The organism is Paenibacillus sp. SEL1, assembly GCF_054602535.1.
Map to the genome: position 1 here is coordinate 952,450 of NZ_CM137723.1, position 25,460 is coordinate 977,909.

Below are 25,460 nucleotides of genomic sequence, written 5' to 3' on the forward strand. Positions count from 1 at the left end.
CAATTGATATAGTACTTATTATGAAGAGATTGTTGGTTTCATAGTTTTTTTCAGTGTATGGAGAAGCATTTTTGATTTGCCATATTGGTCAAAACATATAGGGTAGGATCCTTAACATATATCACCAAGTTGAAGTGAGGTTATAAATGAATGGAAGAGATGCTAAAGTGTGCAAAGCTTTTCAAGGAAGATCTATATAAGCAACTGGCTAGAATAGGTAAATGTCTATCAAGTGATAAACGTCTTGAAATCTTGAATGTACTATCACAAAGTCCCAGAACAGTGGAGAAATTAGCCGCATGTACAGAAATGAATATAGCTAATGTTTCTCGTCATCTACAGGTCTTACTGGACGCTAAGCTTGTTAAGTTCACAAAGAAAGGAACTTACGCCATATACTCACTAGCAGATCCTGAGATCACTGACTTTCTCTCTTCACTATGGAAGATTAGTGAGAAGCAAATTCCTGATATCAAGAGAATGAAAGATGACTTTTTAAACAACTTGAATGACATCCATACCCTATCCATGGATGAAGTAAAGAAAAAACTAGATGAAAACTCCATTATCTTAGTTGACTTACGCCCCAAAGAAGAGTTTGAAACAGGACATATTCAAGGAGCAATTTCAATGCCGATGGAAGATCTAGACGTATTAATGGGAGAGTTACCAGAGGAAGCTGAAGTGGTCGCTTATTGTAGAGGGCCATTATGCGTTTATTCGGCACTTGCTACGCAAAAATTGCAAGTTGAGGGATTCAAGGCGTATCGTATGGAAGACGGAGTGAATGAGTGGCAGGAACATTTTCATATACATTAACCAATCTAAGCCTCATCTAAAAAAGACTTCGAAGCCCACATATTTGTGACTTTGAAGTCTTTTTGTGAATAATGCAAACCTGGACATTATACGACTTGATTAGAGCGAATAATACTCATTGACATTTAGCTTTACTATTCCAATCCGTGTGCTGCAATATAGCTACTTGTAAGATCCTCTCCAGAATCGATAGTTACTTTTCCTTGAGTTCCTACGGGAATGCCGGCCTTTATCAGTAATTGACCAATATGGCAATTTTCTTCTGCTTTTTGCATCAAAGCTTCTGTCATGCTTATGTCTTCATTGGTCGCTCCTGGATTCAGAACAACATGCGGGCGATGGGTAATACTTAATTGATCACCATGAGTTATATTACCTTCTGTATCCATAAAGAATCCTGTCACAGGAAGTTTATTTTTATCTAACATATATGCTAAGGTCATCGTGTAACAAGCTACTGCAGAAGAGATAAGAAGTTGTTGTGGGTTAGCCCCTTTACCACTTCCCCCTTTGGGGACTGGAATTGCAATTTGAGTTTGTAGATTGTCACTTTTAATGCGTCCATCACCCTTTGCATCTTTGTACCAAACCGTATTCATGTTAATTGTTTTTTCTGCCATATTAACATCCCCTTTTAGGTATTGTAAGTCCAAAACTTCGTTAAGGTTAAGATTTATTACTCTATGAGATTTGACAAATTTCTCACTAAGGAACAGCTCTTTTATAAGTTGTATAAAACCTTTACAGCCGCCTCGCGTTCTGGTGCATTAATTTTCAATGTAATTTGAAGCTATGCCTTTGCCATAGAAATCAAACCTCCAATTAAATTATGTATCGCTCGTTTAATATATCAATTAATCAATCGATCAATTGAATTTTATTATATAATTTTACTAACGTCAAGTATACAACTAACGTACAAAGTGAAAAATTATAAATATTATTCATGTATTTGTAATTGAACTCCCACCAATAGTTACCGCTTTCAGACCTTATTTCATATTGAAGCCCTCATTGATATAACACTGTAATTTATGTAATGCTTCACATGTCAAACGGGGTAGTACCAGCGTCGCTGTCACTATGGGCAAAGACAGAGCTAGGCTGCCGACAATTGATCGGCAGCCTAGTCTTAGTTGGAGATTGAACTATCGTTTCCCGTTAGTTTAATGATCTGACTTATTTCTTCATCATGACATCAAGAAAATGTAAAGTGTGCATATTAGCTTTTACCCCAATATGCACACGCCATCAACATATTACAGTTAGATACCGTTCTTTTGATTATTTTCTTGCTACCCGTCCGTGTTATTCTCAGTCTATCTTAGCTTTTTAAAATAATCGAATAACGCATGAATTTCTTTATAGGATACATCCCCATTTATTGACATCGTTTCGAAAGTTACGCCTTCATAATTTGAAAACAAGTAATCCTGAGACTCAAAACCTAAGAGTTGATAAAAACTTTTCCTTTTAATTCTTTGATTATTATTAAGAAATTTAGGGTTAACTTCTTCAATATTCAGGCAAATCCGATAGTTAGAGTATTTATTTATTATCTCATTAACAACTGCTTTCCCGTACCCTTTATTTTGATATGCTTTACTAATTGCCAAATACAATATGTAAAGCATATCGTTTTTTACGATTAGATAATTCATTCCTACCAGCGTGTAATCATCATATATTCCATAAAACAAATGGTCGGTATCATTGCTTATCTCTACCAATTTATTATATGGGACCATCTCTTCTTTAGGAAACGAATCATCATAGATTTTTTTTATCTCATCAATATTCTCGTTATTAACTCTTTTTAATACTACAGTCATAAATTTCTCCTCGCTCTATTTTTTAAGAAGATTTCGTACTTATGCCAATCGCTTTTATATGAAAAAAATTATATATATATCTTACAGGTCACAGTTCAAATTCTCAGGATCCTCTCTTTAAGTGCTCTTTAGTTTACCACTTGATTTTGAATTTTACCTTCTTTCTTTCCATACAACATGTAATATAGAAAAAGTGTAGCTAATACAATTAATCCGAGTATTACATACAAACCACTATATCCTGTAGCTGGAATTATCAAACCGATAATCGATGGGCCAAATCCGTTCCCTAGATCATAGAATATAAAGAACGTCGCAGTTGCTAAGCCAACTCGGTGAGGTTCGGCTAAATTGATGGCTATGGCTTGAGTTATGGAAGAAATATTACCAAATCCCAGAGCAACTAATGCTCCTACCAATAACAATGTAAAGCTACTGTTAACTGAGCTTAAAAGAAGCATCCCTACTCCATATATAATAAGAGCCGGATATATGATAATGTTAGCACCTTTTTTGTCCATTATTCGTCCTGTAAAAGGTCGTGATATTAAGACAAAAACAGTATATACCATAAAGAAGAAACTTGCTGTGTCTATTAACCCTAACTCCAAAGCATAAATATTTAAATATGAAACTATGCCGGAAAAACAAAAAGTCATGAAAAAAATAATAATTGCTATCGGCATTACTTTTGGCTCAACAAAGTCAGAGATTTTTATTCCCTTTTTATTGTTCTTCTCAGTCTTGTACGTTGCGGGAAACTTCAGAAAAAATGCGATTACTAAGCTAAAAATTCCAAGCAATAGACTTAAAGAAAAAATCATTTCAAAGTTTGAGTTTTGACTCAAAACTAAACCAATAAATGGACCGATTCCTGTGGCCAAGGCCGTACTAATTGCAAAATAACTTATCCCTTCACCTTTTCGTGGTGCAGGAAGGCTAAATACAACAACCGTACTCACAATTGTAGATATAATACCCACTGTGATACCGTTTAAAAGCCGATTTAATATGAGAAAGTTAACATTAAGATGAACGAAATAAAGTAATGTTGTTAAAATTAATAAAAACAAGCTGGTCATCAAGATTTTCTTGGAATGTATAAGACGTCCTGTAAACAAACGCCCTAATAATGAACCGATAATAAAAATACCTGCGACGATACCAGCTTGGCCGGTTGATGCATCAAATTCATTAATTGCATAAAGAGTGATTGTCGCGTTTAATAAAAAGAAAATTAATGTCATAATGAAATTGACAGACGAAAGAATAATAAAGTTTTTCGTCCACAATTTAGGATTCGTTTGGTTCACAGCATATTCTCCTGTCTGTAGATTTTGGTAAATACTTGATATGCAAGTGAGCTAATATTTTGCATTAAAGGAATAAATAATTTGTTATAAAAATTCATAATAAAATGAGACCCATATGAAGGTCTCATATTATTTGAACAACACAATCTCCAATGCGACTCATATTCCAACCTTTTGCAGTGCACATTAAAAAGTGTACGATTCGCCGTCTTCGGGAACTAATAAATTAGAGGTAAATCCCTTTTCTTCTCCAAAGCTTTTTAGTTCTTTTCTAGATAATGTCCAATGATTAACTGCTTCCATATGGACTGAGATAATTTTGGCGTTAGGAGCCGCCTTATGCACCTCGTAAACATCTTCTTTGCCCATTATAAGTGAGCCCAAATCATGCCAACTATTATTTCCAGCGTTCAACACGATAATCTCAGGAGTGTGGGAAATGATTTCTTTTTCGACACCTTCATACCATACTGTATCTCCGGCTAGGTATAACGTCTTCTCGTTGGCATGTTTGAAGACAACACCACATACCTGACCCATCATTTTTAATAAATCTTTCCCTCTGCCGTGCTCGCCTTTTGTTTTAATTAACTGAATACCTTCAAAAAGCGTATCTTCAGCAAGTACTTCTACTTGTTGAAAACCGTCACTTTCAACTTGTTTAGCATCTTCTTCGTTTTGTACAAAAACTTTAGTGCCTTTTGGAAGCACTGCTTTTGCTATATCATCGTAGTGATCTAGATGCAAATGAGTCAGAATAACAGCATCGACATCCTTAATGATGTCGTTAACGGACATTGGCAAATCAATTATAGGATTTCTCAAATCCTCTCTGATCCCCGCCGGGAATGGACCATACAGACCTTTGTACGCAAGTAATGGATCGACTAGGAACTTTTTACCTGCATAGTGAACAATGATTGTTGCATTTCGAACTTGTTGAATGTGCATATTTATATATAATTCTCCTTCTGTTTTTTTTAATTTTGTTTGTTGACAATGATAAGTTTATACTAGATGTAACCTTCAAATACACAGATTAAATAAAGTGTATTGGTCTTTTTACTTTATTTTTTAAAGGAGATGCGTTTGATTTGGATCAAACAGATAAACGAATTATTGAAGAGCTGAGTCAAAATAGTCGAATTACCATGAAAGAATTAGGGGAAAGAGTGCACCTAACTGGACCTGCAGCAGCAGCCCGGCTAGAAAAACTTGAGGATACTGGAGTTATAGAGGGATACAGCATTAAAGTTAATCACGCAAAATTAGGATGTTTTACGTATGCATTTCTAAATATCTATATTAAAGATACACACCATCAACCATTTCTTTCATTCATTCATTCTAAAAGGGATCACATCCTAAATAATTACAAAGTAAGCGGTGATGGATGCTATCTGCTTGAATGTAGGTTTCCAAGTAATGAAGCGTTAAACCAATTTTTATTAGAGTTAAACAATTACGCTAACTACAAATTATCAATTGTAATCGAGAAAACCTTGTAAAAAAGAACGTACAAAAAAACTTTTATTTCTGAGAAACGAACCCATCAGAAAAAGATCCACCCTTAAAAAGAGTATATTAAGAAGGTTTTTAAACTAACCTGCCCGTTAGCCTAGTCCCCATGAATAAATAAAAGTTCCGAATTTATTTTTGTATATGGAACTTCGAGTTATTTGAGACACATATTGTCTAACATATACAGCTTGGATATACTTATTTCAAGTGCTAAGTTCCGTTACTCACAGTAATAGGAACTTTATTCGGAAGGGATTACATGAAGCGAAATTGGGAACTGGACGAGCTGATTGAGCATTTTACCTTTCTCCCGAACGAAATGCAGCAAATGGGGAATAAGAGCAGTGAGACGAGGATCGGTTTCGCGGTCATGTTTAAGTTCTTCCAATACGAGGCACGATTTCCGTTCCATAAATTTGAAGTACCTAAGACCGTCATTTCATACATCGCCAAGCAAATCGAAGTGCCCGCAGAACTGTATGCACAATACGATTGGAACGGTCGGATGATCAAATATCACGGCGCTCAAATCCGAGAATTTTTTGGCTTTCGAGAAAATACCGTTCAAGATTCACAAGAGATGCGGAATGGCTATGCCAGCATGTCCTGCATCGTAGCCAGGAGTGGGAACATATAAAGGAATCGGTTTACGGACGGGGCATTATGGGGTTTAATAATTCCGCACTCGCTCCTTTGCTGGATCTGACAACGATTAACTATCCTGTTGACTTTCAGGCCGACAATGCCTTTATTATTATTCATAATAAGCTTAACCAGACGAAAAACGCACTAAATTCACTAGAGTTTACTTTGGTGGAACGAAAATCAACATAAAAGAACATATAACGCATGTTTTGTTGTTAGAAAAACCACCTTTTACTTGGTAAAGGTGGTTTTTCTAACAACAGAATTGGCCATTACTTGAAATACACCTTCAATAAAACGCCTAAGAAAGGACATAATACTGAAGGTGTGCCTTTTGTTTTTAATCGAAGATTTAAACTACATCTGACAATAACTGTAATTGTTTTTTCAATTGTTCAAATTGAACAAAACGACCTTCGCGTAGATATTCTCTCCCATCAAGAAAAACCAAGATCGTCGGCACAGAAAAAATTAAAAACCTTCCTGTGATCTCCTCCACTTGACTAGCATCAACATTAGCAAGTGCCAATTTAGGGTATAGATTAAGCATTGTTTTGAGCTTAGGGTAAATGGCATGGCATACATTACAATCATCTTGAGATACGTATAACATACTCAAAGGATTACTTCCGATGAAGGATTCTATTTCTTGTATTGAGGTTAAGTCCACTAAACGCACGCTCAAATTTCTCCTCTCTTAAAATGACTCATTGTTTAAATCCTTTTTCCATACGAAAAATATTTACAAAAGTAGAAGTTTTTTCCTCATTATTGTGTGTATCGTTCTAGAAATCTGGCTACGATTTGATCAGCTGATTGAGAATTGCCCCTTCCAAAATGTCCTCCCTGTTGATCAGCCGTCTCAGTGCCCGTAAAAAATATGCCCTCCAATTGTTCCAACACAAGTTACATGAGTTTATCTTCTCCCAAAGTCTGCCGCTCCTTTACTGGTAAACCAAAAATCCAAAAAGGGCACCTGTCCCTGTACCTGGTGAAGCATCGTGAATTTCTTGTAGAGATCCCACTCAACTTGATGTAAAACCGGAGAGTCCAACTTCACGTCAAAATGGTCGTCGTAAATGGCAATAACTTTAGCTTGACCGGCCATCCATGTTGGTTTATCAACTAAATATGTCTGCAGATCATAAGGAAGCTTTGGCAAGTTTTATATTCTTTTCAGCTAGCCGTGGTTAATAGCAATAGTAACTACAGTTGTCTAAAATTGTTTTCCATTGGCTTCTAAGCAGATTGTACCGTCTTCTTCTTGATGAATCGAAGTTACACGTGTGTTAAGCTGGATTGCTTGCTCCTTATGGCAAAGTAGCACTTATCGCCTCAATCATAGACTGTACTCCACCAACAAATCTTAGTGAGGGCTCCATTGCCTCATCTGGCAAAAGACGTTGTTGTGGTGTTTCATGTTGGGAACGTTCTAAGAGCATTCATCCTTTGTTATTTGTTAAATTGATTAAATGTCTCCAAACCCAGTTCTTTTGTGAGTTGAGTAATTATTTTCTCATAGTGTGGCCAGAACCATGTAGGTCCAAGATCGAATTTTCCGAGTTCCAACGATTATCACCGGAGCATTTTTTTAACTTGGTTTCTCATTGTTTCTTTCCTTCATCCATGTTTCATCAGGGAGTCACATATGTTAAAAGATTATCTTCTCTATATGATGATATTGAGTCACTCTCAAACTGCATCCGCTACGTTGAAGGGAGCGCTCTCAGAACAAAAAAAGAATCGACAACATTATTTCATTATAATGTTGTCGATTTTCACATCAATTAACCAATTTAAGAATTTTGTCTTTAAGGACATTTTTTTGATTTACACCAACCATAGTATCAACGAGCTTACCATCTTTAAAAAGCAACAAAGTTGGAATACTTCGAATACCAAATTGTGAAGCTAATTCGGTTTCCTCGTCGACATTAACTTTTGCCAACGTTGCCTGTCCTTTCAGCTCATCAGCTAATTCTTCCACAATAGGAAGCTGAATTTTACAAGGTCCACACCATGGAGCCCAAAAGTCTACCAAGGTCACTCCAGACTGGATTTGATTTGAAAACGTATTTTTTGTCAATGCAGTTGCTCCCACTGGAGATCCCCCCACTAAATATAATTTATCATTAACAACTATTCAATTGATTAGTTGAATTATAAATCTATACTCTCCTTCTGTCAAGAGTGAATCACATTTCTCTGAAGGTTCTCTCCTGGTGAAGCACCTCTGTTAGTTTCAAGCACACGGTTATATATCCCTTCATTGTGACTTGTGATTTGATCTGAACTAAAATTTAAATGAGCTTTGTTTACATAAGCGTTTCTCATTTCTAGGTATTTCTGTTCGTTACTTAACAGACTAATTGTTTTTCTGGCCATCTCATTTTTATTACCTACAGCAGCCAGGTAGCTAGTTTTCCCGTTGATAATAGGCTCAGATATATCATCCAACATACGAACCTATCGTTTTCGCAAAATAAAGGACCTCAAAGCCAATACAGGCTTAAGGTCCATAACGTTTAAATCGTCAAAGTTGGGAATGAGTTATCATTTAGTCATACTCAATACGGCACGGAATCGTGTCTTAGCTGACATCATTTTCTCCTATGATTCACTAGCTTGTTCCAACGGGAAAACTTCGATCATAGGTCCTACATCGGTCAGTACACTAAATCGAACCGCCGCTTCAACTTCCATCGATTGTCCTGTAATCGATCCCCAAACAGTATGGGGTCCCTTCAAAAAGTCCATGGCAGACAGTTCATTGGAGAGTGTTTATCTTACAACAACTTATAGAAATTCCACTACTTTTTTTACTATAAAAACAACAAATCTTAGATCAGTAAACAACAAGTACTTGGTTTGTTATTAGAAAACTTCCCCGTCTTTACTGGCTTTACGGGCACTTATATTGTCTCACTTTGATGTTATAAGTTGTCCAATTGATAATATAAACCACACATGCACCCGTGTTCTTCTCTTAGTTTCGTTGTCTCATCGCCTCAAATAATAGCACTGTAGAAGCCATCGCTGCGTTTAGTGATTCCGCTTGCCCCTGCATCGGAATGAATACCGACTCATCCACCATGCGCGCGGTAGCAGCAGAAATCCCTTGGCCTTCGTTTCCGATCACAAGCCAAGTGGAAGCGCGCAAATCTATGGTATAGCATGACAAGCTCGCATCCAGCGAGGTGCTGAGCAAGCGGGCACCTTTACTTTTGGCCTGCGGTAAAAGCTCCTCCAGGCTGCCTTCAATCACCGGCAGGTGAAACAACGATCCCATCGTGGAGCGGATCGTTTTGGGATTGTACAGGTCGGCGCAGCCATGCCCCAATATTACGCCTGCGGCTCCAGCAGCATCCGCGCTGCGGATGATGGTGCCTACATTGCCGGGGTCCTGCACCCCGTCCAGCACCATCACCAGTGCATCCGGCTGCTCCAGCAATGCCGGGAATGCACTGCGCTCCTCTTTATGCACGATGGCAAAGACCGACTGCGGCGTCTTCGTATCGGTGCATTTTGCAATGACTGCCGCTGACACGGGAACCCATTCCACCGGCTGGGCGGCTGGATCCAGGCCATTCAGCTCGGCGGGAATGCCCTTGTCCAAATCATAGGCGACGATTTCGACAGCCGCGTCCGAACGCAGCGCTTCCTGCACCAGATGAATACCTTCGACAATATATTTATGCTGCCGTGTACGATGCTTTTTCTCCAGCAGTTGCGCCCACTCTTTTACACGCGCATTATTCGGTGAAATGATTTCCATTCGTTTAACCTTCCGTTTCTTTGTCCGTTTCTAAAAATAAATGATGCATCACTTGTAATTGAACATCAAGCCTTCATTAGGCTGCAAATGCCAGCTCTAGCTTGGTCAAATCATCCTTGTGGCCCACAATGACCAGTACATCACCCGGCTCCAGACGATCTTCGGCATAAGGTGAAATGTTCATTTCCTGATTTCTGCGAATCGCCATCACATTGCAGCCAAAGCGTGCACGTATGTCTAGCTCCTTCAGGTTTTTGCCAATCATGGAATCGGCGGCTCTCATCTCCAAAATACTGTAGTCCTTGGACAGCTCGATATAATCCAAAATGTTGGGAGATGTCAAATGATGGGCTACCCGTAACCCCATATCCCGTTCAGGATAAACGACTTTATCCGCACCTATTTTTTGCAGCACTTTCCCATGCAGTTCATTTTGTGCCTTGACCACAAGAGCGGGTACGCCCATGTCCTTGAGAATCAATGTCGTCAGAATACTGGCCTGTATATCTTCACCAATCGCAACTACGATTACGTCAAAATTACGGATACCCAGCGCTCGCAGCGCTTCCTCATCCGTCGAGTCGGCAGACACCGCATGCGTCACAATATTCGACATTTCCTGTGTACGCTGCTCGTCCGAGTCAATAGCCAGCACATCAAAACCCATCTCACTCAGCGCACTGGCAACACTGGAACCAAAACGGCCCATACCAATGACCGCATACTGTTTTTTTGCCATTCCTTCTTTACCTCCCGATCACCATACTGTCCGTCATAGTATAGCATATCATGCTACAAACATAAATTTTGACATACTTATGCCAAATGCTTCTCCATGTATACTGGACAACAGCCCAAGCCATAATACATTCGACCACTACTACAACATACGGGAGGTACACATGCCCATTACAATGGATTTACGACAAGCAATTGTTCACAAAGTACACGGCAAATCAGAAGCTGATCTTACGGACATGATTATTGGGTCAGTGGACGGACCGGAGGCCGCTTTGCCTGGGTTGGGTGTCATTCTTGAAATTGCTTGGAAGCATATGAGTCCAAACCAGCAGCACGATTTCGTCCATTTGGCACATGAACAAATCGATAAAATCAAACCCGTACCCTTAACCTAGCTCTAGCTATTTAACATTTGGTTCCGATTTAATTGTGCTCATTATTTTACCCGTATTCGAAAATGAGAATAGTCCACTCGCATTAACATCGAGTGGACTATTCGTTGTATACACTAAATGACTGAGATCAAACTGTTCTGCTTATTCAATCTTATGGAGCCATTTCTAAGAACTTAGCTGTCGGATTTTTCTCCATAGCCGTACGCATCGCATACTCGTTTTCGAACAAGGCGACATAATTGCCTTTCTTATCCTTTACCAGCGTAGAGTTAATACGGAACTTGCTCGGGTCAATCTGATCATCCACAATCCATCGTGCAAATTGGAATGGCATACGTTGAAGCTGTACATCAACTCCATATTCACCCTTCATGCGGTACTCAAATACTTCAAATTGTAGTTGGCCGACAACACCCAATAACGTATCGTCAAAGCTTACCGTACGGAACACCTGAATCATACCTTCCTCGGTCAACTGATCAATACCCTTCAGATACTGTTTGTGCTTCAAGGCATTTTTCACCGTTACCTTGGCAAAAATCTCAGGCGAGAAGGTCGGCAATTCATCAAACACAACCTCGCTACCTTGGCTGAGTGAATCACCAATACGGAAAATACCCGGGTCAAATAATCCTATAATATCGCCAGGAAAAGCCTCCTCGACAATATCACGGTCCTGTGCCAGGAACTGCTGTGGCTGAGACAGCTTAATCTCCTTGCCCATCCGTACATGCTTAACACTCATCCCGCGTTGAAACTTACCGGAGACAATACGCAAAAATGCAATACGGTCACGGTGAGCCGGGTTCATGTTCGCTTGGATTTTAAATACATAGCCGGTAAACTTTTCGTTTGTTGGCTCAATTTCCCCAGCTGTACTACGGCGCGGCTCCGGTTTAGGAGCAAGCTGAAGGAAGTTTTCCAAAAATGTTTGTACACCAAAATTATTAATCGCACTGCCGAAGAATACAGGTGTTAATTCTCCGCGCTGTACTTTCTCCATGTCAAAAGGGTCACCCGCGACGTCAAGCAACTCCAAGTCTTGGCATAATTGGTCATGCAAATATTCGCCCGCCATCTCACGAATGATCGGATCATTGTAATCTTCCACTTTCTGTACTTTGATCGTGGAATGATCATCTCCCTGAAACAGCTCGACCTGATTTTTGACACGGTCATAGACACCGCACAGCTCGCGTCCTGTACCAATCGGCCAATTCATAGGCACCGAACGGATGCCAAGCACCTGCTCCAGCTCTTCCATCAAATCAAAAGGACTGCGTCCCTCACGATCCAGTTTGTTAATGAAGGTGAAAATCGGAATTCCACGCTTCGCACAAACTTGAAACAGCTTAATCGTTTGCGCTTCCACACCTTTCGCTACGTCAATCAGCATGACTGCACTATCTGCTGCTGTTAATGTACGATACGTGTCTTCACTGAAATCCTGGTGACCTGGGGTGTCCAGAATGTTGATGCGGTGACCATTATAATCAAATTGCATTACTGAGGATGTTACAGAGATCCCCCGCTGTTTTTCAATCTCCATCCAGTCACTCGTAGCGTGTTTGCTTGCTTTACGCGCTTTAACTGAACCCGCAAGACGAATCGCGCCCCCGAACAGCAGCAGCTTTTCCGTCAGTGTCGTTTTACCCGCATCCGGGTGAGAAATAATCGCAAACGTACGCCGTTTGTCGACTTCCTGTTGAAGTATATCTGTTGTTTTACTCATTTCACATATCCCTTCATGATCAAATCCATTGCATTACTGCTCAAGCTATTCATAAAAAGGCCATGATGCACGCCTGTTTTCATAAGTTCATCGGCTCTATCGGCTATATTGCCGTTAGCTCCAGTATTCGGCGTACTCCGTTACCATATTCATTATAAATACGATCTATTTACATGTTTTAGCCTGCCTTTAACTTATAATCAGTTGCAAACTGAAAACCGAGACTAAGCTATTATAGCACACTCCGAACGCAAAGCATCCCCTTACGTCCTGAACAGGACATAGGGGGATGCAGGACAAATCGGGATTACTGAACGCCGCCTACTCGCCAGATGACATTATCTTCATCCTGACCGCTAACCGGCCACCACTTGAAGCCATCCTGCTCCAATAGCTTGTGAGCACCTTCCGGTCCCCATGAACCTGCAGCATAGGTTTCCAGCGTATCCGGGGTCTGCTGCCATGCTTTGGCGATTCGATCGACGAATCCCCATGCCGTGGCAACCTCATCCCAACGCGTGAAGTACGTCGAATCACCCTCAATTGCATCCATCAGCAACCGTTCATAAGCCTCTGGTGAGTTGATACCCACCATACAGCTTTGGCAAAAATCCATAGCCAGTGGCTCAATATCTGATTCGGAACCAGGTTTCTTGGCATTGATTTTAATGTAAATGCCCTCCATTGGATTGACACGAATCACGAGCAAGTTCGGTTCCAGCTTATGCTTTTGACCGAGGTACACGTTCGTTGGCATGCTCTTAAATTCCACAACAATCTCCGTTGTTTTTACAGGGAGACGTTTGCCCGTACGGATATAGAACGGTACGCCAGACCAACGGAAATTATCAACAAACACGCGTGAAGCAAAATAAGTCTCTGTGTTCGACTGTGGATCAACCTTGTCTTCTTGGCGATACCCCGGCAACTGCTGACCCCGATAACTGCCTTCGGTGTATTGACCACGCACCACATTGGTTTTCACATCCTCAGACGTTTCAAAAGGGCGCAGCGAACGCAGCACTTTTACCTTTTCATCACGGATATCCTCAGGCAACAAACGACTAGGTGGCTCCATCGCAATCATCGTTAGCATTTGCAACATATGGTTCTGTCCCATATCCCGCAAGGCGCCGGAATGATCGTAGTAACCTCCGCGTTCCTCCACCCCTACCGTTTCACTAAGCGTAATTTGCACATTGGCAATATGCTTATTATTCCACAGTGGTTCAAAGAAGGCATTCGCGAAGCGGATCACCTCAATATTTTGTACCATTTCCTTGCCAAGATAGTGATCAATCCGATAAATTTCTTCTTCGGCAAATACTTCTCGTATTTCAATGTTCAATTCTTGTGCAGATTCGAGGTTATAACCGAATGGCTTCTCAATCACCAGGCGATTCCAGCCCTTTCCATCCATCATGCCGCCATCTTTCAAACTCTTCGACACGCTTCCGAATAACTCAGGAGCCAAGGCCAAATAAAACAACCGATTTCCCGGTATGTTAAACTTGCTTTCTATAGACTCCGTCTGCTGTCTCAGCTCATGGAACCCTTCGACATTGTTGATATCCAGCGATTTATATTCAAAATGCTCGGCAAATGCCTGCCATTCATGATCATTTTCTGCTTTGTAGCGACTAAACTCCTGTATGGAAGCATACAGGTCATTACGGAATTCTTCCTCTGTGCGAGGACGCCTTGCTACACCAATAACGGCAAAATCGTCAGCAAGCTTGCCTTCGCGGTACAAGCTGTAAATAGCAGGAAAAAGCTTGCGACGAGCCAAATCGCCCGTAGCGCCAAAAATAAACAGAACTGCGCCTTGCGTCACAACAGATTCTTTAACAGGTATGTCAGCCATGAAGTACCTCATTCTTCCCATGTCAAGATTCCGCAATCCACAATCCCCGAAATCCGCATGTAGTATTGTGTATATTTATACAAGATCATACTTGATTTTCGAAAAACATGGAACTAAAGATTTGATGATATTTTATCATATCCTACATGGATAAGCTATCCGATGAATCATAAATTTACCTTATAAGTCAGTATTCAATCGTGATGAGCGGGAAACCGAGTGTTATACGTGTATCCTGCTGCTCCCTATCTTCATGTACAGCCATCTGCATCTGGACCTGATGCTCACCGCTTTGAATCATTAACGGCAGCTCTGGAGCTTCATAGGATATAGCCACAGTAGTCGCATCCGTATATCTTTCTTTGGCCTGCATAGAGATGTTTCCTGCTAAGCTCGCCTCTGTCAGTTTCAACAGTAGATCTTTGGATTCCTTTGTATGCAGCGAACGCTGAAGGGCCGTGTTCCACTGTGCTTGAATTCCCATAGACTTTAATTGCTCAGCACAAAGCTTATGAAGCTGAATCAACCGCTCACGTCCTGCATCATTGCTCTCCAGTTGAACAACTACATACCATTGTCCAGTTTGACGTTCCATCACATTTAAGCGGATTCTTAGATCCTCACTATCACGAACAGAACGATAAACCGTGTGTCCATTCTCTACGAGTTTGTTTACTGTGGGTATATTCAGCTGATCAGCTATCTGTGCCGCCACATCTGCTGGCTCTTCATGGTTAGAAATCCAATCGCCTTGCCACTTCACAACCAGCTTATCCAACGTACCCGGGGTCTGATCCGAGATGATTAACAATGAGCGTAAAGCCGTTTCTGCCTCGTGGGAGTCATTTCGGTTTGTCTGAAGGGTTCCGTAACGCCAGCCAGCTAGTACCAGCACCGTTCCTAATACCAAAATTGCAATAATCCCCTTTTTAATCAGCTCTGCTTTTAACATTATCGTTCCTCCCGCTCCACAACCATCCGATTCCCACACCTACGCTCTGGATACTTTCTTTTTCGGCTGGATTGAAATCTATGAATCTATCAATAGCATTCCCATTGTCAGAGTTTTTATACATAGCACTACGGCAAAGCCCTTCTAAAATATTCATCTGCCTACTGGGTGTTCGACCATACATCGTAGGCACCGTAAGAATAGACTATGATCACAATGCATCTTACACCAAAAGAGGTGAAATCATGTTTCCGATTTATCCTGTAAATGAAGCCAATGTGGCACCTCATGGTGGACGTCTGGTCTGTGCCGTTATGCGTGATGGTACACGACACATCGGCATCTTAAGTGGGTGTAGCAAAGGTAAGCTGATGTTGAACGGATATCCACCTTCTTTTCCTGGCAGTCTCTATGCCGGGAGCTACAGTAACAAAGGAAAACAACCCCCCAAAAAGATTTCCTCTAAAAAGAAAAAAAAGAATCCTAAAAACAAAGCTCGTACCTCGGCCAAACTTAATGCCTTAATTAAGCCGCCCAACGCACCTCTGAGCCCATCCTTTCCTTATGACGCAGGCGGATTTGCTGGAAATGGCAGAACAGGCTATCGCGGTGGGTACGGCGGATATGGATACGGGGCAGGGCTTGCATTAGATCTGGCTTTAATCGCCTTTTTATTCCTCCTGATCTAAACAACTTGTTATGGAACACAAAAAAACCGGAGGACTATTGTCGTCTCCGGTTCTTTGTATTCGTTTATTCTACTTCTACTCTGCTAATCCGTTCTTATAGGCATAGATCGCCGCCTGTGTACGGTCTTCCACTCCTAATTTAGCGAGAAGGTTCGTGACATGGAATTTTACCGTCTTAATCCCGATAATCAGCTCATCTGCGATATCCTGGTTAGACTTCCCTTGTGCCAACAGGCGAAGCACCTCCATCTCACGATCAGTCAGCTCCGTATGCGCGGGTGCCTCAGCCTGTGGTTGGCGGAATCGATTCATCATCTTGGAGGCCACCTGTGACTCTAGTACGGACTGTCCACGTGCAGCTGCACGGATCGCATCCGCTATCTCGGAAGCACGAGACGTTTTGAGCAAATAGCTGAACGCCCCTGCCTCAATGACCGGATACATTTTCTCATCGTCCAAATAACTCGTCAGTACAATCACCTTGGTCTCTGGAAGCAGGCGAGTTACTTGGCGTGTCGTTTCGATGCCATCCATGCCATCCATGACCAGATCCATCAAAATAACATTTGGCTTGTATTCGGAAGCCAACCGTATGCCTTCTTCTCCGCTTCCGGCCTCGCCGACCACTTCAATACCTTCTTCCGTCCCCAGCACCGCCGCAAGACCAATCCGTACCATTTCATGGTCGTCTACCAGCAGTACGCTAATCGGTAATTCCGTTTCCATGATCATCGTTCCTTCCGCTTTCATCATTAATAACTGGAACGGACACCTCGATCCGTGTTCCTTTTCCCGGAGCCGTTATATACTGAATAGCTCCCCCAATCTCACTGACCCGCTCCTGCATTGTGGATAATCCATATGAAGTCTGCTTTTTCTCATCCAGTTCAAAACCAATACCGTTATCCCGAATCGTCAGCCTGATAGAATCCGGGCGTTGCACGATACGAATTTCCATGCGGGTTGCTTTGGCATGGCGCAATGTATTAGACATCGCTTCCTGAACAATGCGAAACAAGTGGTTCTCAATGCCTTTAACCAACTGTACTCCGCTTTCAATTTCAAAATCAATCTCCATCGGTACCTTTGCCTGCAACTCTTGTACCAAATCACGCAAACCCTGCTCAAGCCGTTTCCCTTCCAGATAGACAGGCCGCAGATGAAGTAGTAACGCCCGCATTTCGGATTGTGCCACGGAAGACATTTCTTCAATTAGCGCAACTTGCCGCTGCGCTTTATCAAAATCCTTATCCAGCGTCCTCCCCACAGCCGTCGCCGTCATTGAAATAGCAAATAATTGCTGTGATACGGCGTCATGCAACTCTCTGGCCAGCCGCTGCCGCTCCTCCACAATCGCAGTCATCCGTGCCTGTTCTGCCAGCTGAGCATTATCCGTAGATAAGCGTTGTAAAGACGTAACTTGTTCCTGCCATTTACGCCCAATCCGTTCCAGCTGCTCTCCCAACCTGCCAAGCTCATCATGCCCTAGGGGCGGCAACTCACGTGCTGGCGTTCCCTTTTCCCACATCAGCAACGTCTCTCTCAACATTTCCAGTCTGCTTTTAAAGCGGTAGCTTTCATAAAATCCGTACATTGCCCCTGTACCAATCAACACCAATATAACGGCTCCTGCAACTTTCAATATCATTCCCCAGGTTGGGAACGACTTCACATATCCATATGTATACAACATATAAAAGACAACTACGCCCACAACAACACACAGGAGGATACCTTCACCCATACTGCGGGTTACCATGTTGGACGTTTTTTTATGATTCATCCCGGCTCCTCCTGATTCAATAAAATCGGACGCGGACATCGCCCGCCAAGTACGAAACGACAAACTTCACTTTATACTCACTCTGCTCAAAATGAGGAGACTTCCAAACCAGTCGATTGAGCATCCCCGCCTCATGATCCCGGTCAAACTGAATCTGTCCGAACAATATGAACATCTCCACCTCTACACCGTAATTATCCGGTAGGGTGATGTCAATGTCACCGAAGATCCCCTGCAAAAATATGACGGGCTCACGTTCCTCTGGAAGAGCCAACGTCAGGTCGGCATCCACGTCCCCAACCACATGCCATATGCTTGTGCTGCGCAGGCTCCAAGGCACTTCATCCCATTTATGATTGGATATAAAATTGTGTTTGAATATGGAGCTTTGACCTTTATGCAGCTTCCTTGAACGTGAATAGAATACAGCTAATGATGCTAGTGTAACTACCACAAACAGGAACAAATGATCCAGTACTAACAGTCCAGCACCAATCGCGAGCATCGTGTAGCCCTTTTTGATTTTGGAATTGCGGATCTTATATATTCCGGCCAACATTAGGATCAGTGCAACCACGGAGAGGAACCCAATCCACTGACCGAATAAAATGATAATCCCGATGCCAATCCCTGCCAGTGCCAAGGCTGATTTTCTTCTCTCCATGCTGCACCCCCTTTTTGTTTATACAGGACGGAAAAGCCATAGTGGCGCAACATTCCGCCATATGGCTTTCCTGAACCATACAGATTAGGCACGATCATCGACCAATGTCCATTCCATACAGCATATCATAATGTCTTGTTTCCGAGTAGTCAGTCCTTCTTCATATCGACTGGTTTAGCACCTGTCTGAATTTTGGACTTAAGCTGTTGAAGCTGCTCATCCACTTTAAACTGTTTTTCAGACTCAGCCGGATTAACATATGCTTCTCCTGGAGCTTGACGGTAAGGAGCACGCAGTACGTCAGCTTCAGCTTCCATTTGCATGATTTTTTCTTCCATACGGTGGAAGCCCAGTGAAGCAGATCCACTTTCAATCGTGTGCAAACTATTGATTTGAGACATTTGCTTTTTGGCTTTCGCCATTTGAGCACGGGATACCAACTCATTGCGCTTGTTGCGCATTTTATAGAATTCATCTTTCATGTCGTGAAGCTGCTGTACCAATTCTTTTGCTTGAAGCTCAGCTTGTGTATGCAAGTCGCGGTATTCGTCCTGCTTCTGTACAAAATAAATCTTCTCTCCCAACAACTTGCGCGCTACTTCTTCCTGACCATTTCGCAATGCGGATTCAGCTTGTTTCTCACGCTCATTGGATACACGTACCGCTTCCTCCAAACGCTGTTTCATACGTCGTTCATTCGCCATTTGCTTGGCAACCGTTACCTCAGCCTCGTGAATTTCCGCCTCCATATCGCGCAGATATTGATTCAACATAATAATCGGATCTTCCACTTTATCCAACACTTCATTCACCGATGCTCTTGTCATATCCTTCATTCTTTTAAAGATCCCCATTATTTACGATCTCCCTTCTCAAATTGCTCTACTTTTTTGCGTAACTCTGCCAATTCTTTTTTCATTGCCTTTTTCTCGATATCTTCCATCATGGAATCCAGGTCACTGTTCTGACCTGTGTTAAATTTAGATGAGTTGCGGGCATCTTGACCAAAAAACGGATTCGAATTGCCATATGCACCACCCTGGTTGTAACCAGTTCCCTGCCCATACTGCGATCTTGTATTGTTACTGCCATAATAGCGTGGATCCTGTTGATTGTAGGGACCGCTGTCAGGGCCAAATCCTCCATCGAAAGGAGATCTCGGCTCCTTGGAGATAACTAGGGCCGCAATCACATAAATCATAAATGTGGTTCCTGCTGTAATAAAGAAACTGATCACAACCAGAATACGAATCCATGTTGAGTCCATTCCTGTTGCGTCAGAAAGACCGCCACATACACCTGTTATTACTCTATCCCGGCTTGATCTGTAAATTCGGGTCATTATCAAATTACTCCTTCCCGCTGTTGTTCAGCTTGCTTTTCAGTCTCGCCCACTCTTGTTCGAGCAGCGATCCACCGCCTTGGGCATCCTGTGCATGGTCGCCCTCACTCCGACGTAAATCACGTAGACTCATCGTCTCTGCTTCCATATCGGCTACCCGGTCTTCCAAGCGGTTGAACATTCGGGGAACATTCCGTCCACCGTATGTACCAGCCCGTTCGTTCATTTGCTGCTGGAGTCTCAACGTCTGTACACGTGCCGCATAATACTGACGCTTGCTGTGTACCGTTTGATATTCTGTCTTTAATGTATCTAGCTGTTGTTCTAGCTCACGTAGTGATTCACGGCTCTGCTCCCACAGTTCTCTATACTGCTCTTCTTTTTCTGCATATAGCATTTTCTCCTGAAGGGCCAGCTTCGCGATATGTTCTTCATCAGCCTTCAAAGCCAGTAGCGCCTGTTCCTCCCGTTTGGTCTGCATGGACAATGCATGATCCAACTGCTGCTTCATCTGTCTTGTATGCATCGCATACTGTTGATGGAGTTTTTCCGCTTCGGCAATTTCCTGGCGGGTATTATACAAGAACTGGTCAATCAGTTGCACTGGGTCTTGACTTTGTTCCAAATGCTCATTGAAGGTCGCTACCGTGATATCGCGCATTCTTCGAAAAACACTCATTTGCGTCTGCTCCTTTCACAATTCGTATTCCCATAATTATCACTTCTTGCTGTAATCTTTCTTCATTCGCCAAACTGCTAAAATCAGTAACGTCTTCTGCGGTCACTCAGCAGGGAAACACCAAATATGATTAACCCGATTGCCAGTAGCGGTCCCAGAAGCCAGGACAGTTTACCAAGCAAAATCAGTACCCCAAGTACAAGTACGATCCAGCCGAAGAGCGCATTTCCTTTTTTCACACCGTAGTAGCCTAGCATGACCATAGCTATCGGAATTAAGTAACCAATCAGATGTCCTAAAAAGTGACCGAAAAACGGAGTAAACTTACCGAGCAGCATAATCGAACCCAACACGATCAGTACAATGGCTAACCCATTCCCTTTGTTAACTCTCATCATCTCTCACCGCCTTTCACTGTGTCTTGCTTATGTCCTTATTGTACGCTGAACAAGCGTTTGACAAAACGGACCCCAGACGGTTTTTGAACCTAGACCTAAGTCGGGGATGAGTATAGACCTGCGGCTATCCTCCTCTATGCTGTTCTGTTGCATGGGCTATCGAGTGTTGCTCACCCGCTTGCTTGGAACGTAGTGAAAGGACGAGACAAGCCAGTAACGCTATAGCTGCAACCATATAAGGCAGATTAATATGAACATCGAACAGCAATCCCGCAACAAGCGGTCCAATCACATTACCCAAGCTGGTATAGGACGAGTTCATGCCTGCCACAAAGCCTTGCTCATCTCCAGCCTGCCGCGATAGAGAAGTGCTTACTGCCGGACGAAGGATATCCATAGCCAGAAAAATGATGAAGGTCGTCAGCATAATCATCACGTACTGTTCAGCAAATAGGGTTAGAAAAATGAACAGGCCCCCAATAGCCAAACAGAGGTGAATTACTTTTTTCTCTCCAAAACGATTAATGATCCATCCAAATATAGTCGCTTGGACAACTGCTCCCAAAATGGAGCCTGTCGTTATGATGATGGCAATATCCATCGGTGTAAAACCATATTTATGGTCAACAAACAGTCCAAATACTGTTTCAAAGTTCGCTAACCCAAAAGCAACGACAAATACAATGAGTAAACCCATGAAATATGGAGATTGATATGACTTGGCAAATTGCTGCAAAAGATTTTCTTTTTGACGTGGAAGCTCTCTATTATATTGTTGCTTTTCCTTGCTTAAAGACTCAGGCAGTACTAACAGAGACAAGATAGCTGCTATTCCCGCAGCTCCTGCTGCCGCAAAAAAGGGAATGCGTATTCCATATGTGGCAAGCAATCCGCCAATCCCTGGCCCGATTATGAAGCCTGTGTTGATCGCTGCATTAATCATGCCCATTCCCTTGCCTCTTTCCTCAAACGAGGTCACGTCAGCGACATAGGCCATAATAGAAGGAGTAAGCAACGCTGCCCCTGCTCCACCCATGATTCGTGCTATGAACAGGGTAGGAATGGAATTCGCCAGTCCAAAAACAAGCTCTGATAACATGAAGATGAACATCCCAGAAACAATCAACTTTTTACGTCCATAACGATCAGACAACTTTCCTGACAATGGTGATAACAAAAGCTGTGTCAACGCAAAAGCTGCAACCATCAATCCCATCGAGGAACCATTCATCCCTAGCTCACTTATAAACTTAGGTAACACAGGGACAACCAAGCCAATCCCCATGAATGCCAAAAAAATGTTAAGCATCAATAACAGCATTGCTCCTCGATTTCTTGTGAGTATAGACATATTTCCACCCTTCCTTTTCCGTATCTCTTTATTCAACATTAGGTAAACTTCATTATTCTTTTTCAGAAACAATTGAAACTAAAATTGTTTTCTTAGTTTTCATATAAAAAAATGGCCTCTTCAAATATGCAGCATATTGATGAGGCTATTTTTTATTTTTCGACCAATCCGAACAACAAAATATCTACAATAGAATAAGTTGCTTCCTCTACCGTCACACTGTTATCCAGAAAGAAACGCTGATCAAGCGTTAAATTTACAGATTCAATAATAAGCTTCATGATCAGAGCCTCATTTTTGTTCACAATAATTCCTTCTCGGATGCCTTCCTGAATTAATGTTCTAATCGGAGACCAGTCATTTAAATCGGCATGTACCCTTTTCCATTGCTCAGGATAATACTTTTTCATCTGGTCCAATATTCTTAAATCGTAAAACTTATAATACAGAGGCATGACCCTAATCGACTGCTTAATCTTGTCTAACAAAGATAACTCATTATTTTCGATAATTTGCTCAGTTTTTCGAATCATATCATCATTTGTACGCTCAATAAGTGTTTCTAAAATAAGCGTCTTAGACGAAAAATTTTCATACAATGTACGCTTACTAATAGCTAGTCTTTTCGCAAGATCATCCATCGTAAATTTCAATCCATTTTCATGAACTTCATCTACAAAAGCCTCCAAAATTCTTTCCTGCATATTCGCCCTCATTTCTCTCGTACTTATTAAACTGAAAATGTTTTTTCAGTACCACCATCTTACTATAAGATCAAAGACCGGGTCAAATCCATGTTAACCTTGTTGCCAAAATCATGAATACATAATAAAAAGGATGATAAAATGCCTTTAAGCATTTTATCATCCTTTGTGTATACCGGCGAGAGGACTCGAACCTCCATGGTTTCCCACTCGATACCGAATACAATCTTGATAATACCTTGTTTGATGAAGTAAAAATTTTAGAATACTTGTACAACTTCTTTAATATCATCAATTTCCTCAAGAATTGCGCGCTCAATAGCAACCTTTAACGTAATCGTAGCACTTGGGCAACCATTGCAAGCTCCCAAAAATCTTAATTTTGCTATACCGTTCTCAACCTCGACCAGTTCAGCATCTCCACCGTCACGCAGTAAGAAAGGACGTAGTTTGAGAAGAACTTCCGATACTTCATCGAATAAAACTCCATTTTCATCCATTATGTCAACTCCTCCCATTGTTTTACCAACCGTCAATTCAGACCTTTTTTCACCCTAGATCGTCTGAGTGATCCTTTGCTTTTTGCCTAAGAGTGGCCTCTTGATCCGAAAGTTCCCTTATAAGCGTATAAATAGAGTCTAAAGGTATCATCACACCACAACTTGCGCTCAATCCTGACAGCATATAGAAGCAGAACTGAAGTTTTCGTATCTCTCGGGTAATTTGAGCTAGTTCTGAATCGTCCGAATTATTTTTCTTCATTACTAGCACCTCGCACTTCTTTAAAGAATGATAAAGGTTTGATCTATTAAATTAATGAATCAACCGATGCTTCCTTCCATCTCAAATTGAATCAACCGATTCATTTCAACAGCATATTCCATTGGCAATTCTTTGGTAAACGGTTCAATAAAGCCCATTACAATCATTTGTGTAGCATCTTGTTCTGTAAGCCCGCGGCTCATTAAGTAAAACAATTGTTCCTCGGACACTTTGGATACTGTTGCCTCGTGCTCCAAAGTAATCTGATCGTTTTTAATTTCATTGTACGGAATCGTATCTGATGTTGACATGTTGTCCAATATCAACGTATCGCACTTAATATTGGACTTGGACCCTGCGGAATCGCGGCTGAAGCTGGACAACCCTCGGTAGTTTACTTTTCCGCCCTGCTTGCTGATGGATTTGGATATAATCGTAGATGTTGTCTCGGGAGCAAGGTGAATTACCTTCGCGCCAGCATCTTGATGCTGATCTTTACCGGCTACGGCAATAGACAGGATGGACCCCTTGGCTCCCCGTCCTTTCAATAATACTGCCGGATACTTCATTGTTACCTTGGAGCCGATGTTGCCGTCCACCCATTCCATTGTGGCATTTTCTTCTGCCACAGCCCTTTGGGTTACCAAGTTGTAGATATTAGGAGCCCAATTCTGAATGGTCGTGTAACGGACACGGGAATCTTTCCGGCAAATAATTTCAATAACTCCACTATGCAGAGAACTGGTACTATAAATAGGTGCTGTACATCCTTCAACATAATGGACAAAGCTGCCCTCTTCGGCAATAATTAATGTCCGCTCGAATTGACCCATATTTTCAGAATTAATACGGAAATAACCTTGTATAGGAACCTCGCACTGAACACCCTTCGGAATGTATACAAAGCTACCGCCTGACCAAACCGCACTATTAAGTGCCGCAAATTTATTGTCGGCGGGAGGGATGATCGTCCCAAAATGTTGCTTAAACACTTCGGGGTATTGCTTTAATGCACTATCCGTATCAAGGAAAATAACGCCCTGATCCTCCAGTTCTTTCCGCATGCTGTGATAAACTACTTCCGACTCATATTGAGCGGATACGCCCGCCAGGAACTTTTGCTCCGCTTCAGGGATTCCCAGCTTGTCAAAGGTTGCTTTGATCTCGGAAGGAACCTCCTCCCAGGTCTTTCCCTGTTTTTCAGAAGGGCGAACGTAATACTGGATGTCATCAAGATTTAGCCCGGTCAAATCCGCTCCCCATTCAGGCATCGGCATTTTGTAGAATTGATTCAAAGCTTTCAACCGAAAATTGAGCATCCACTCCGGCTCTTCCTTGATTCGGGAAATTTCCCGGACAATCTCTTCCGTCAGACCTTTTCCAGATTGAAAAATAGACTGGTGCTTGTCGCGAAACCCATATTTATATTCGCCCATATCTGGTGCTTTTTTAGCCATTAGTATCACTCCTTTTTAACCTTTCAAGATTCATTTTGATTT

The 25,460-nt window shown here is 41.9% G+C and carries 30 protein-coding genes; 6 read left to right on the forward strand and 24 right to left on the reverse strand.

The genetic code is table 11. The features are described 5' to 3' along the window. Positions 1–150 precede the first annotated feature (150 nt). Entirely contained in the window at positions 151–819 is a 669-nt protein-coding gene (locus ACYCSE_RS04440; RefSeq protein WP_250266647.1) for an ArsR/SmtB family transcription factor, read from the forward strand. A gap of 134 nt (positions 820–953) precedes the next feature. Here the strand turns inward: ACYCSE_RS04440 and ACYCSE_RS04445 are convergent, their stop codons facing one another. From ACYCSE_RS04445 to ACYCSE_RS04460, 4 genes are all read right to left on the reverse strand, one after another. Continuing rightward, positions 954–1,439: an OsmC family protein gene (locus tag ACYCSE_RS04445; RefSeq protein ID WP_322173218.1), complete on the reverse strand. Its 486-nt coding sequence runs from the start codon at positions 1,437–1,439 to the stop codon at positions 954–956. A 699-nt stretch (positions 1,440–2,138) separates the two neighbouring features. Continuing rightward, the gene (locus tag ACYCSE_RS04450; protein ID WP_103048882.1) at positions 2,139–2,651 is read right to left on the reverse strand and encodes a GNAT family N-acetyltransferase; all 513 of its coding nucleotides are present in this window, start codon (positions 2,649–2,651) and stop codon (positions 2,139–2,141) included. A 128-nt stretch (positions 2,652–2,779) separates the two neighbouring features. After that, positions 2,780–3,964, reverse strand: coding sequence for an MFS transporter (locus tag ACYCSE_RS04455; RefSeq protein WP_058830615.1), 1,185 nt, complete (start codon positions 3,962–3,964; stop codon positions 2,780–2,782). Between the two features lie 186 nt (positions 3,965–4,150). Further along, complete coding sequence (locus ACYCSE_RS04460; RefSeq protein WP_061829888.1) at positions 4,151–4,915, reverse strand: MBL fold metallo-hydrolase; 765 nt, start codon at positions 4,913–4,915, stop codon at positions 4,151–4,153. Between the two features lie 200 nt (positions 4,916–5,115). On the opposite strand from ACYCSE_RS04460, the gene ACYCSE_RS04465 reads away from it, so the two are divergent. The 3 genes from ACYCSE_RS04465 to ACYCSE_RS04475 all read left to right on the forward strand — a co-directional run bounded on the left by ACYCSE_RS04465 (position 5,116) and on the right by ACYCSE_RS04475 (position 6,319). Beyond that, complete coding sequence (locus ACYCSE_RS04465; RefSeq protein ID WP_459702478.1) at positions 5,116–5,472, forward strand: Lrp/AsnC family transcriptional regulator; 357 nt, start codon at positions 5,116–5,118, stop codon at positions 5,470–5,472. A 272-nt stretch (positions 5,473–5,744) separates the two neighbouring features. Continuing rightward, positions 5,745–6,122 (forward strand): DUF4158 domain-containing protein, encoded by a 378-nt coding sequence (locus tag ACYCSE_RS04470; RefSeq protein ID WP_459701624.1) that lies wholly within the window; start codon positions 5,745–5,747, stop codon positions 6,120–6,122. A 26-nt stretch (positions 6,123–6,148) separates the two neighbouring features. Continuing rightward, positions 6,149–6,319 carry a type 1 periplasmic-binding domain-containing protein gene (locus tag ACYCSE_RS04475; protein ID WP_196765450.1) on the forward strand — a complete coding sequence of 57 codons (171 nt, stop codon included), beginning with the start codon at positions 6,149–6,151 and terminating at the stop codon, positions 6,317–6,319. Between the two features lie 163 nt (positions 6,320–6,482). Here the strand turns inward: ACYCSE_RS04475 and ACYCSE_RS04480 are convergent, their stop codons facing one another. From ACYCSE_RS04480 to ACYCSE_RS04505, 6 genes are all read right to left on the reverse strand, one after another. After that, positions 6,483–6,809 (reverse strand): thioredoxin family protein, encoded by a 327-nt coding sequence (locus ACYCSE_RS04480; RefSeq protein ID WP_459701627.1) that lies wholly within the window; start codon positions 6,807–6,809, stop codon positions 6,483–6,485. A 237-nt stretch (positions 6,810–7,046) separates the two neighbouring features. After that, complete coding sequence (locus tag ACYCSE_RS04485) at positions 7,047–7,292, reverse strand: hypothetical protein (RefSeq protein WP_459701629.1); 246 nt, start codon at positions 7,290–7,292, stop codon at positions 7,047–7,049. Positions 7,293–7,913: 621 nt separating this feature from the next. Continuing rightward, entirely contained in the window at positions 7,914–8,231 is a 318-nt protein-coding gene (trxA, locus tag ACYCSE_RS04490; RefSeq protein ID WP_061829892.1) for a thioredoxin, read from the reverse strand. Between the two features lie 83 nt (positions 8,232–8,314). Continuing rightward, complete coding sequence (locus tag ACYCSE_RS04495) at positions 8,315–8,590, reverse strand: glycosyltransferase (RefSeq protein ID WP_250266653.1); 276 nt, start codon at positions 8,588–8,590, stop codon at positions 8,315–8,317. Positions 8,591–9,116: 526 nt separating this feature from the next. Then, positions 9,117–9,905 carry a TrmH family RNA methyltransferase gene (locus ACYCSE_RS04500; protein ID WP_250260448.1) on the reverse strand — a complete coding sequence of 263 codons (789 nt, stop codon included), beginning with the start codon at positions 9,903–9,905 and terminating at the stop codon, positions 9,117–9,119. Between the two features lie 76 nt (positions 9,906–9,981). Further along, positions 9,982–10,644, reverse strand: coding sequence for a potassium channel family protein (locus ACYCSE_RS04505; protein ID WP_013311886.1), 663 nt, complete (start codon positions 10,642–10,644; stop codon positions 9,982–9,984). A 163-nt stretch (positions 10,645–10,807) separates the two neighbouring features. Here ACYCSE_RS04505 and ACYCSE_RS04510 point away from each other — a divergent pair, with 163 nt between their 5' ends. Beyond that, a complete protein-coding gene (locus ACYCSE_RS04510; protein ID WP_016819939.1) occupies positions 10,808–11,041 on the forward strand; it encodes a small acid-soluble spore protein SspI in 234 nt (77 codons plus the stop codon). A gap of 151 nt (positions 11,042–11,192) precedes the next feature. Here the strand turns inward: ACYCSE_RS04510 and ACYCSE_RS04515 are convergent, their stop codons facing one another. The 3 genes from ACYCSE_RS04515 to ACYCSE_RS04525 all read right to left on the reverse strand — a co-directional run bounded on the left by ACYCSE_RS04515 (position 11,193) and on the right by ACYCSE_RS04525 (position 15,589). Then, positions 11,193–12,773 (reverse strand): peptide chain release factor 3, encoded by a 1,581-nt coding sequence (locus ACYCSE_RS04515; protein WP_013311888.1) that lies wholly within the window; start codon positions 12,771–12,773, stop codon positions 11,193–11,195. A gap of 307 nt (positions 12,774–13,080) precedes the next feature. Then, positions 13,081–14,637 (reverse strand): glucose-6-phosphate dehydrogenase, encoded by a 1,557-nt coding sequence (zwf, locus tag ACYCSE_RS04520; protein ID WP_459701635.1) that lies wholly within the window; start codon positions 14,635–14,637, stop codon positions 13,081–13,083. A gap of 187 nt (positions 14,638–14,824) precedes the next feature. Further along, positions 14,825–15,589, reverse strand: a complete 765-nt coding sequence (locus tag ACYCSE_RS04525) for a YwmB family TATA-box binding protein (RefSeq protein WP_459701637.1) — start codon at positions 15,587–15,589, stop codon at positions 14,825–14,827. 245 nt (positions 15,590–15,834) lie between these two features. Here ACYCSE_RS04525 and ACYCSE_RS04530 point away from each other — a divergent pair, with 245 nt between their 5' ends. Continuing rightward, complete coding sequence (locus ACYCSE_RS04530; RefSeq protein ID WP_459701639.1) at positions 15,835–16,278, forward strand: hypothetical protein; 444 nt, start codon at positions 15,835–15,837, stop codon at positions 16,276–16,278. 75 nt (positions 16,279–16,353) lie between these two features. Here the strand turns inward: ACYCSE_RS04530 and ACYCSE_RS04535 are convergent, their stop codons facing one another. The 11 genes from ACYCSE_RS04535 to sufB all read right to left on the reverse strand — a co-directional run bounded on the left by ACYCSE_RS04535 (position 16,354) and on the right by sufB (position 25,418). Beyond that, complete coding sequence (locus ACYCSE_RS04535; protein ID WP_013372995.1) at positions 16,354–17,004, reverse strand: response regulator; 651 nt, start codon at positions 17,002–17,004, stop codon at positions 16,354–16,356. Beyond that, the gene (locus ACYCSE_RS04540; protein WP_023990236.1) at positions 16,982–18,061 is read right to left on the reverse strand and encodes a sensor histidine kinase; all 1,080 of its coding nucleotides are present in this window, start codon (positions 18,059–18,061) and stop codon (positions 16,982–16,984) included. Before ACYCSE_RS04540 ends, ACYCSE_RS04535 begins: the two co-directional genes overlap by 23 nt. A 16-nt stretch (positions 18,062–18,077) precedes the next feature. After that, positions 18,078–18,725, reverse strand: coding sequence for a cell wall-active antibiotics response protein LiaF (gene liaF / locus ACYCSE_RS04545; RefSeq protein WP_061829897.1), 648 nt, complete (start codon positions 18,723–18,725; stop codon positions 18,078–18,080). A gap of 149 nt (positions 18,726–18,874) precedes the next feature. Continuing rightward, on the reverse strand, positions 18,875–19,579 hold the full coding sequence (locus ACYCSE_RS04550) for a PspA/IM30 family protein (protein ID WP_459701642.1): 705 nt from the start codon (positions 19,577–19,579) through the stop codon (positions 18,875–18,877). Beyond that, complete coding sequence (locus ACYCSE_RS04555; protein WP_013311896.1) at positions 19,579–20,067, reverse strand: PspC domain-containing protein; 489 nt, start codon at positions 20,065–20,067, stop codon at positions 19,579–19,581. The genes ACYCSE_RS04550 and ACYCSE_RS04555 overlap by 1 nt, the downstream gene beginning before the upstream one ends. 7 nt (positions 20,068–20,074) lie before the next feature. Further along, the gene (locus ACYCSE_RS04560) at positions 20,075–20,746 is read right to left on the reverse strand and encodes a PspA/IM30 family protein (protein WP_061829900.1); all 672 of its coding nucleotides are present in this window, start codon (positions 20,744–20,746) and stop codon (positions 20,075–20,077) included. Between the two features lie 83 nt (positions 20,747–20,829). Beyond that, positions 20,830–21,141: a LiaF transmembrane domain-containing protein gene (locus tag ACYCSE_RS04565; RefSeq protein WP_013311898.1), complete on the reverse strand. Its 312-nt coding sequence runs from the start codon at positions 21,139–21,141 to the stop codon at positions 20,830–20,832. Between the two features lie 127 nt (positions 21,142–21,268). Then, entirely contained in the window at positions 21,269–22,495 is a 1,227-nt protein-coding gene (locus tag ACYCSE_RS04570) for an MFS transporter (RefSeq protein WP_039272739.1), read from the reverse strand. A 152-nt stretch (positions 22,496–22,647) separates the two neighbouring features. Then, positions 22,648–23,199, reverse strand: a complete 552-nt coding sequence (locus tag ACYCSE_RS04575) for a TetR/AcrR family transcriptional regulator (RefSeq protein WP_039272741.1) — start codon at positions 23,197–23,199, stop codon at positions 22,648–22,650. A gap of 260 nt (positions 23,200–23,459) precedes the next feature. Further along, the gene (locus tag ACYCSE_RS04580) at positions 23,460–23,699 is read right to left on the reverse strand and encodes a NifU family protein (RefSeq protein ID WP_013373004.1); all 240 of its coding nucleotides are present in this window, start codon (positions 23,697–23,699) and stop codon (positions 23,460–23,462) included. 321 nt (positions 23,700–24,020) lie between these two features. After that, positions 24,021–25,418: a Fe-S cluster assembly protein SufB gene (gene sufB / locus ACYCSE_RS04585; protein ID WP_023990245.1), complete on the reverse strand. Its 1,398-nt coding sequence runs from the start codon at positions 25,416–25,418 to the stop codon at positions 24,021–24,023. Positions 25,419–25,460: the final 42 nt, after the last annotated feature.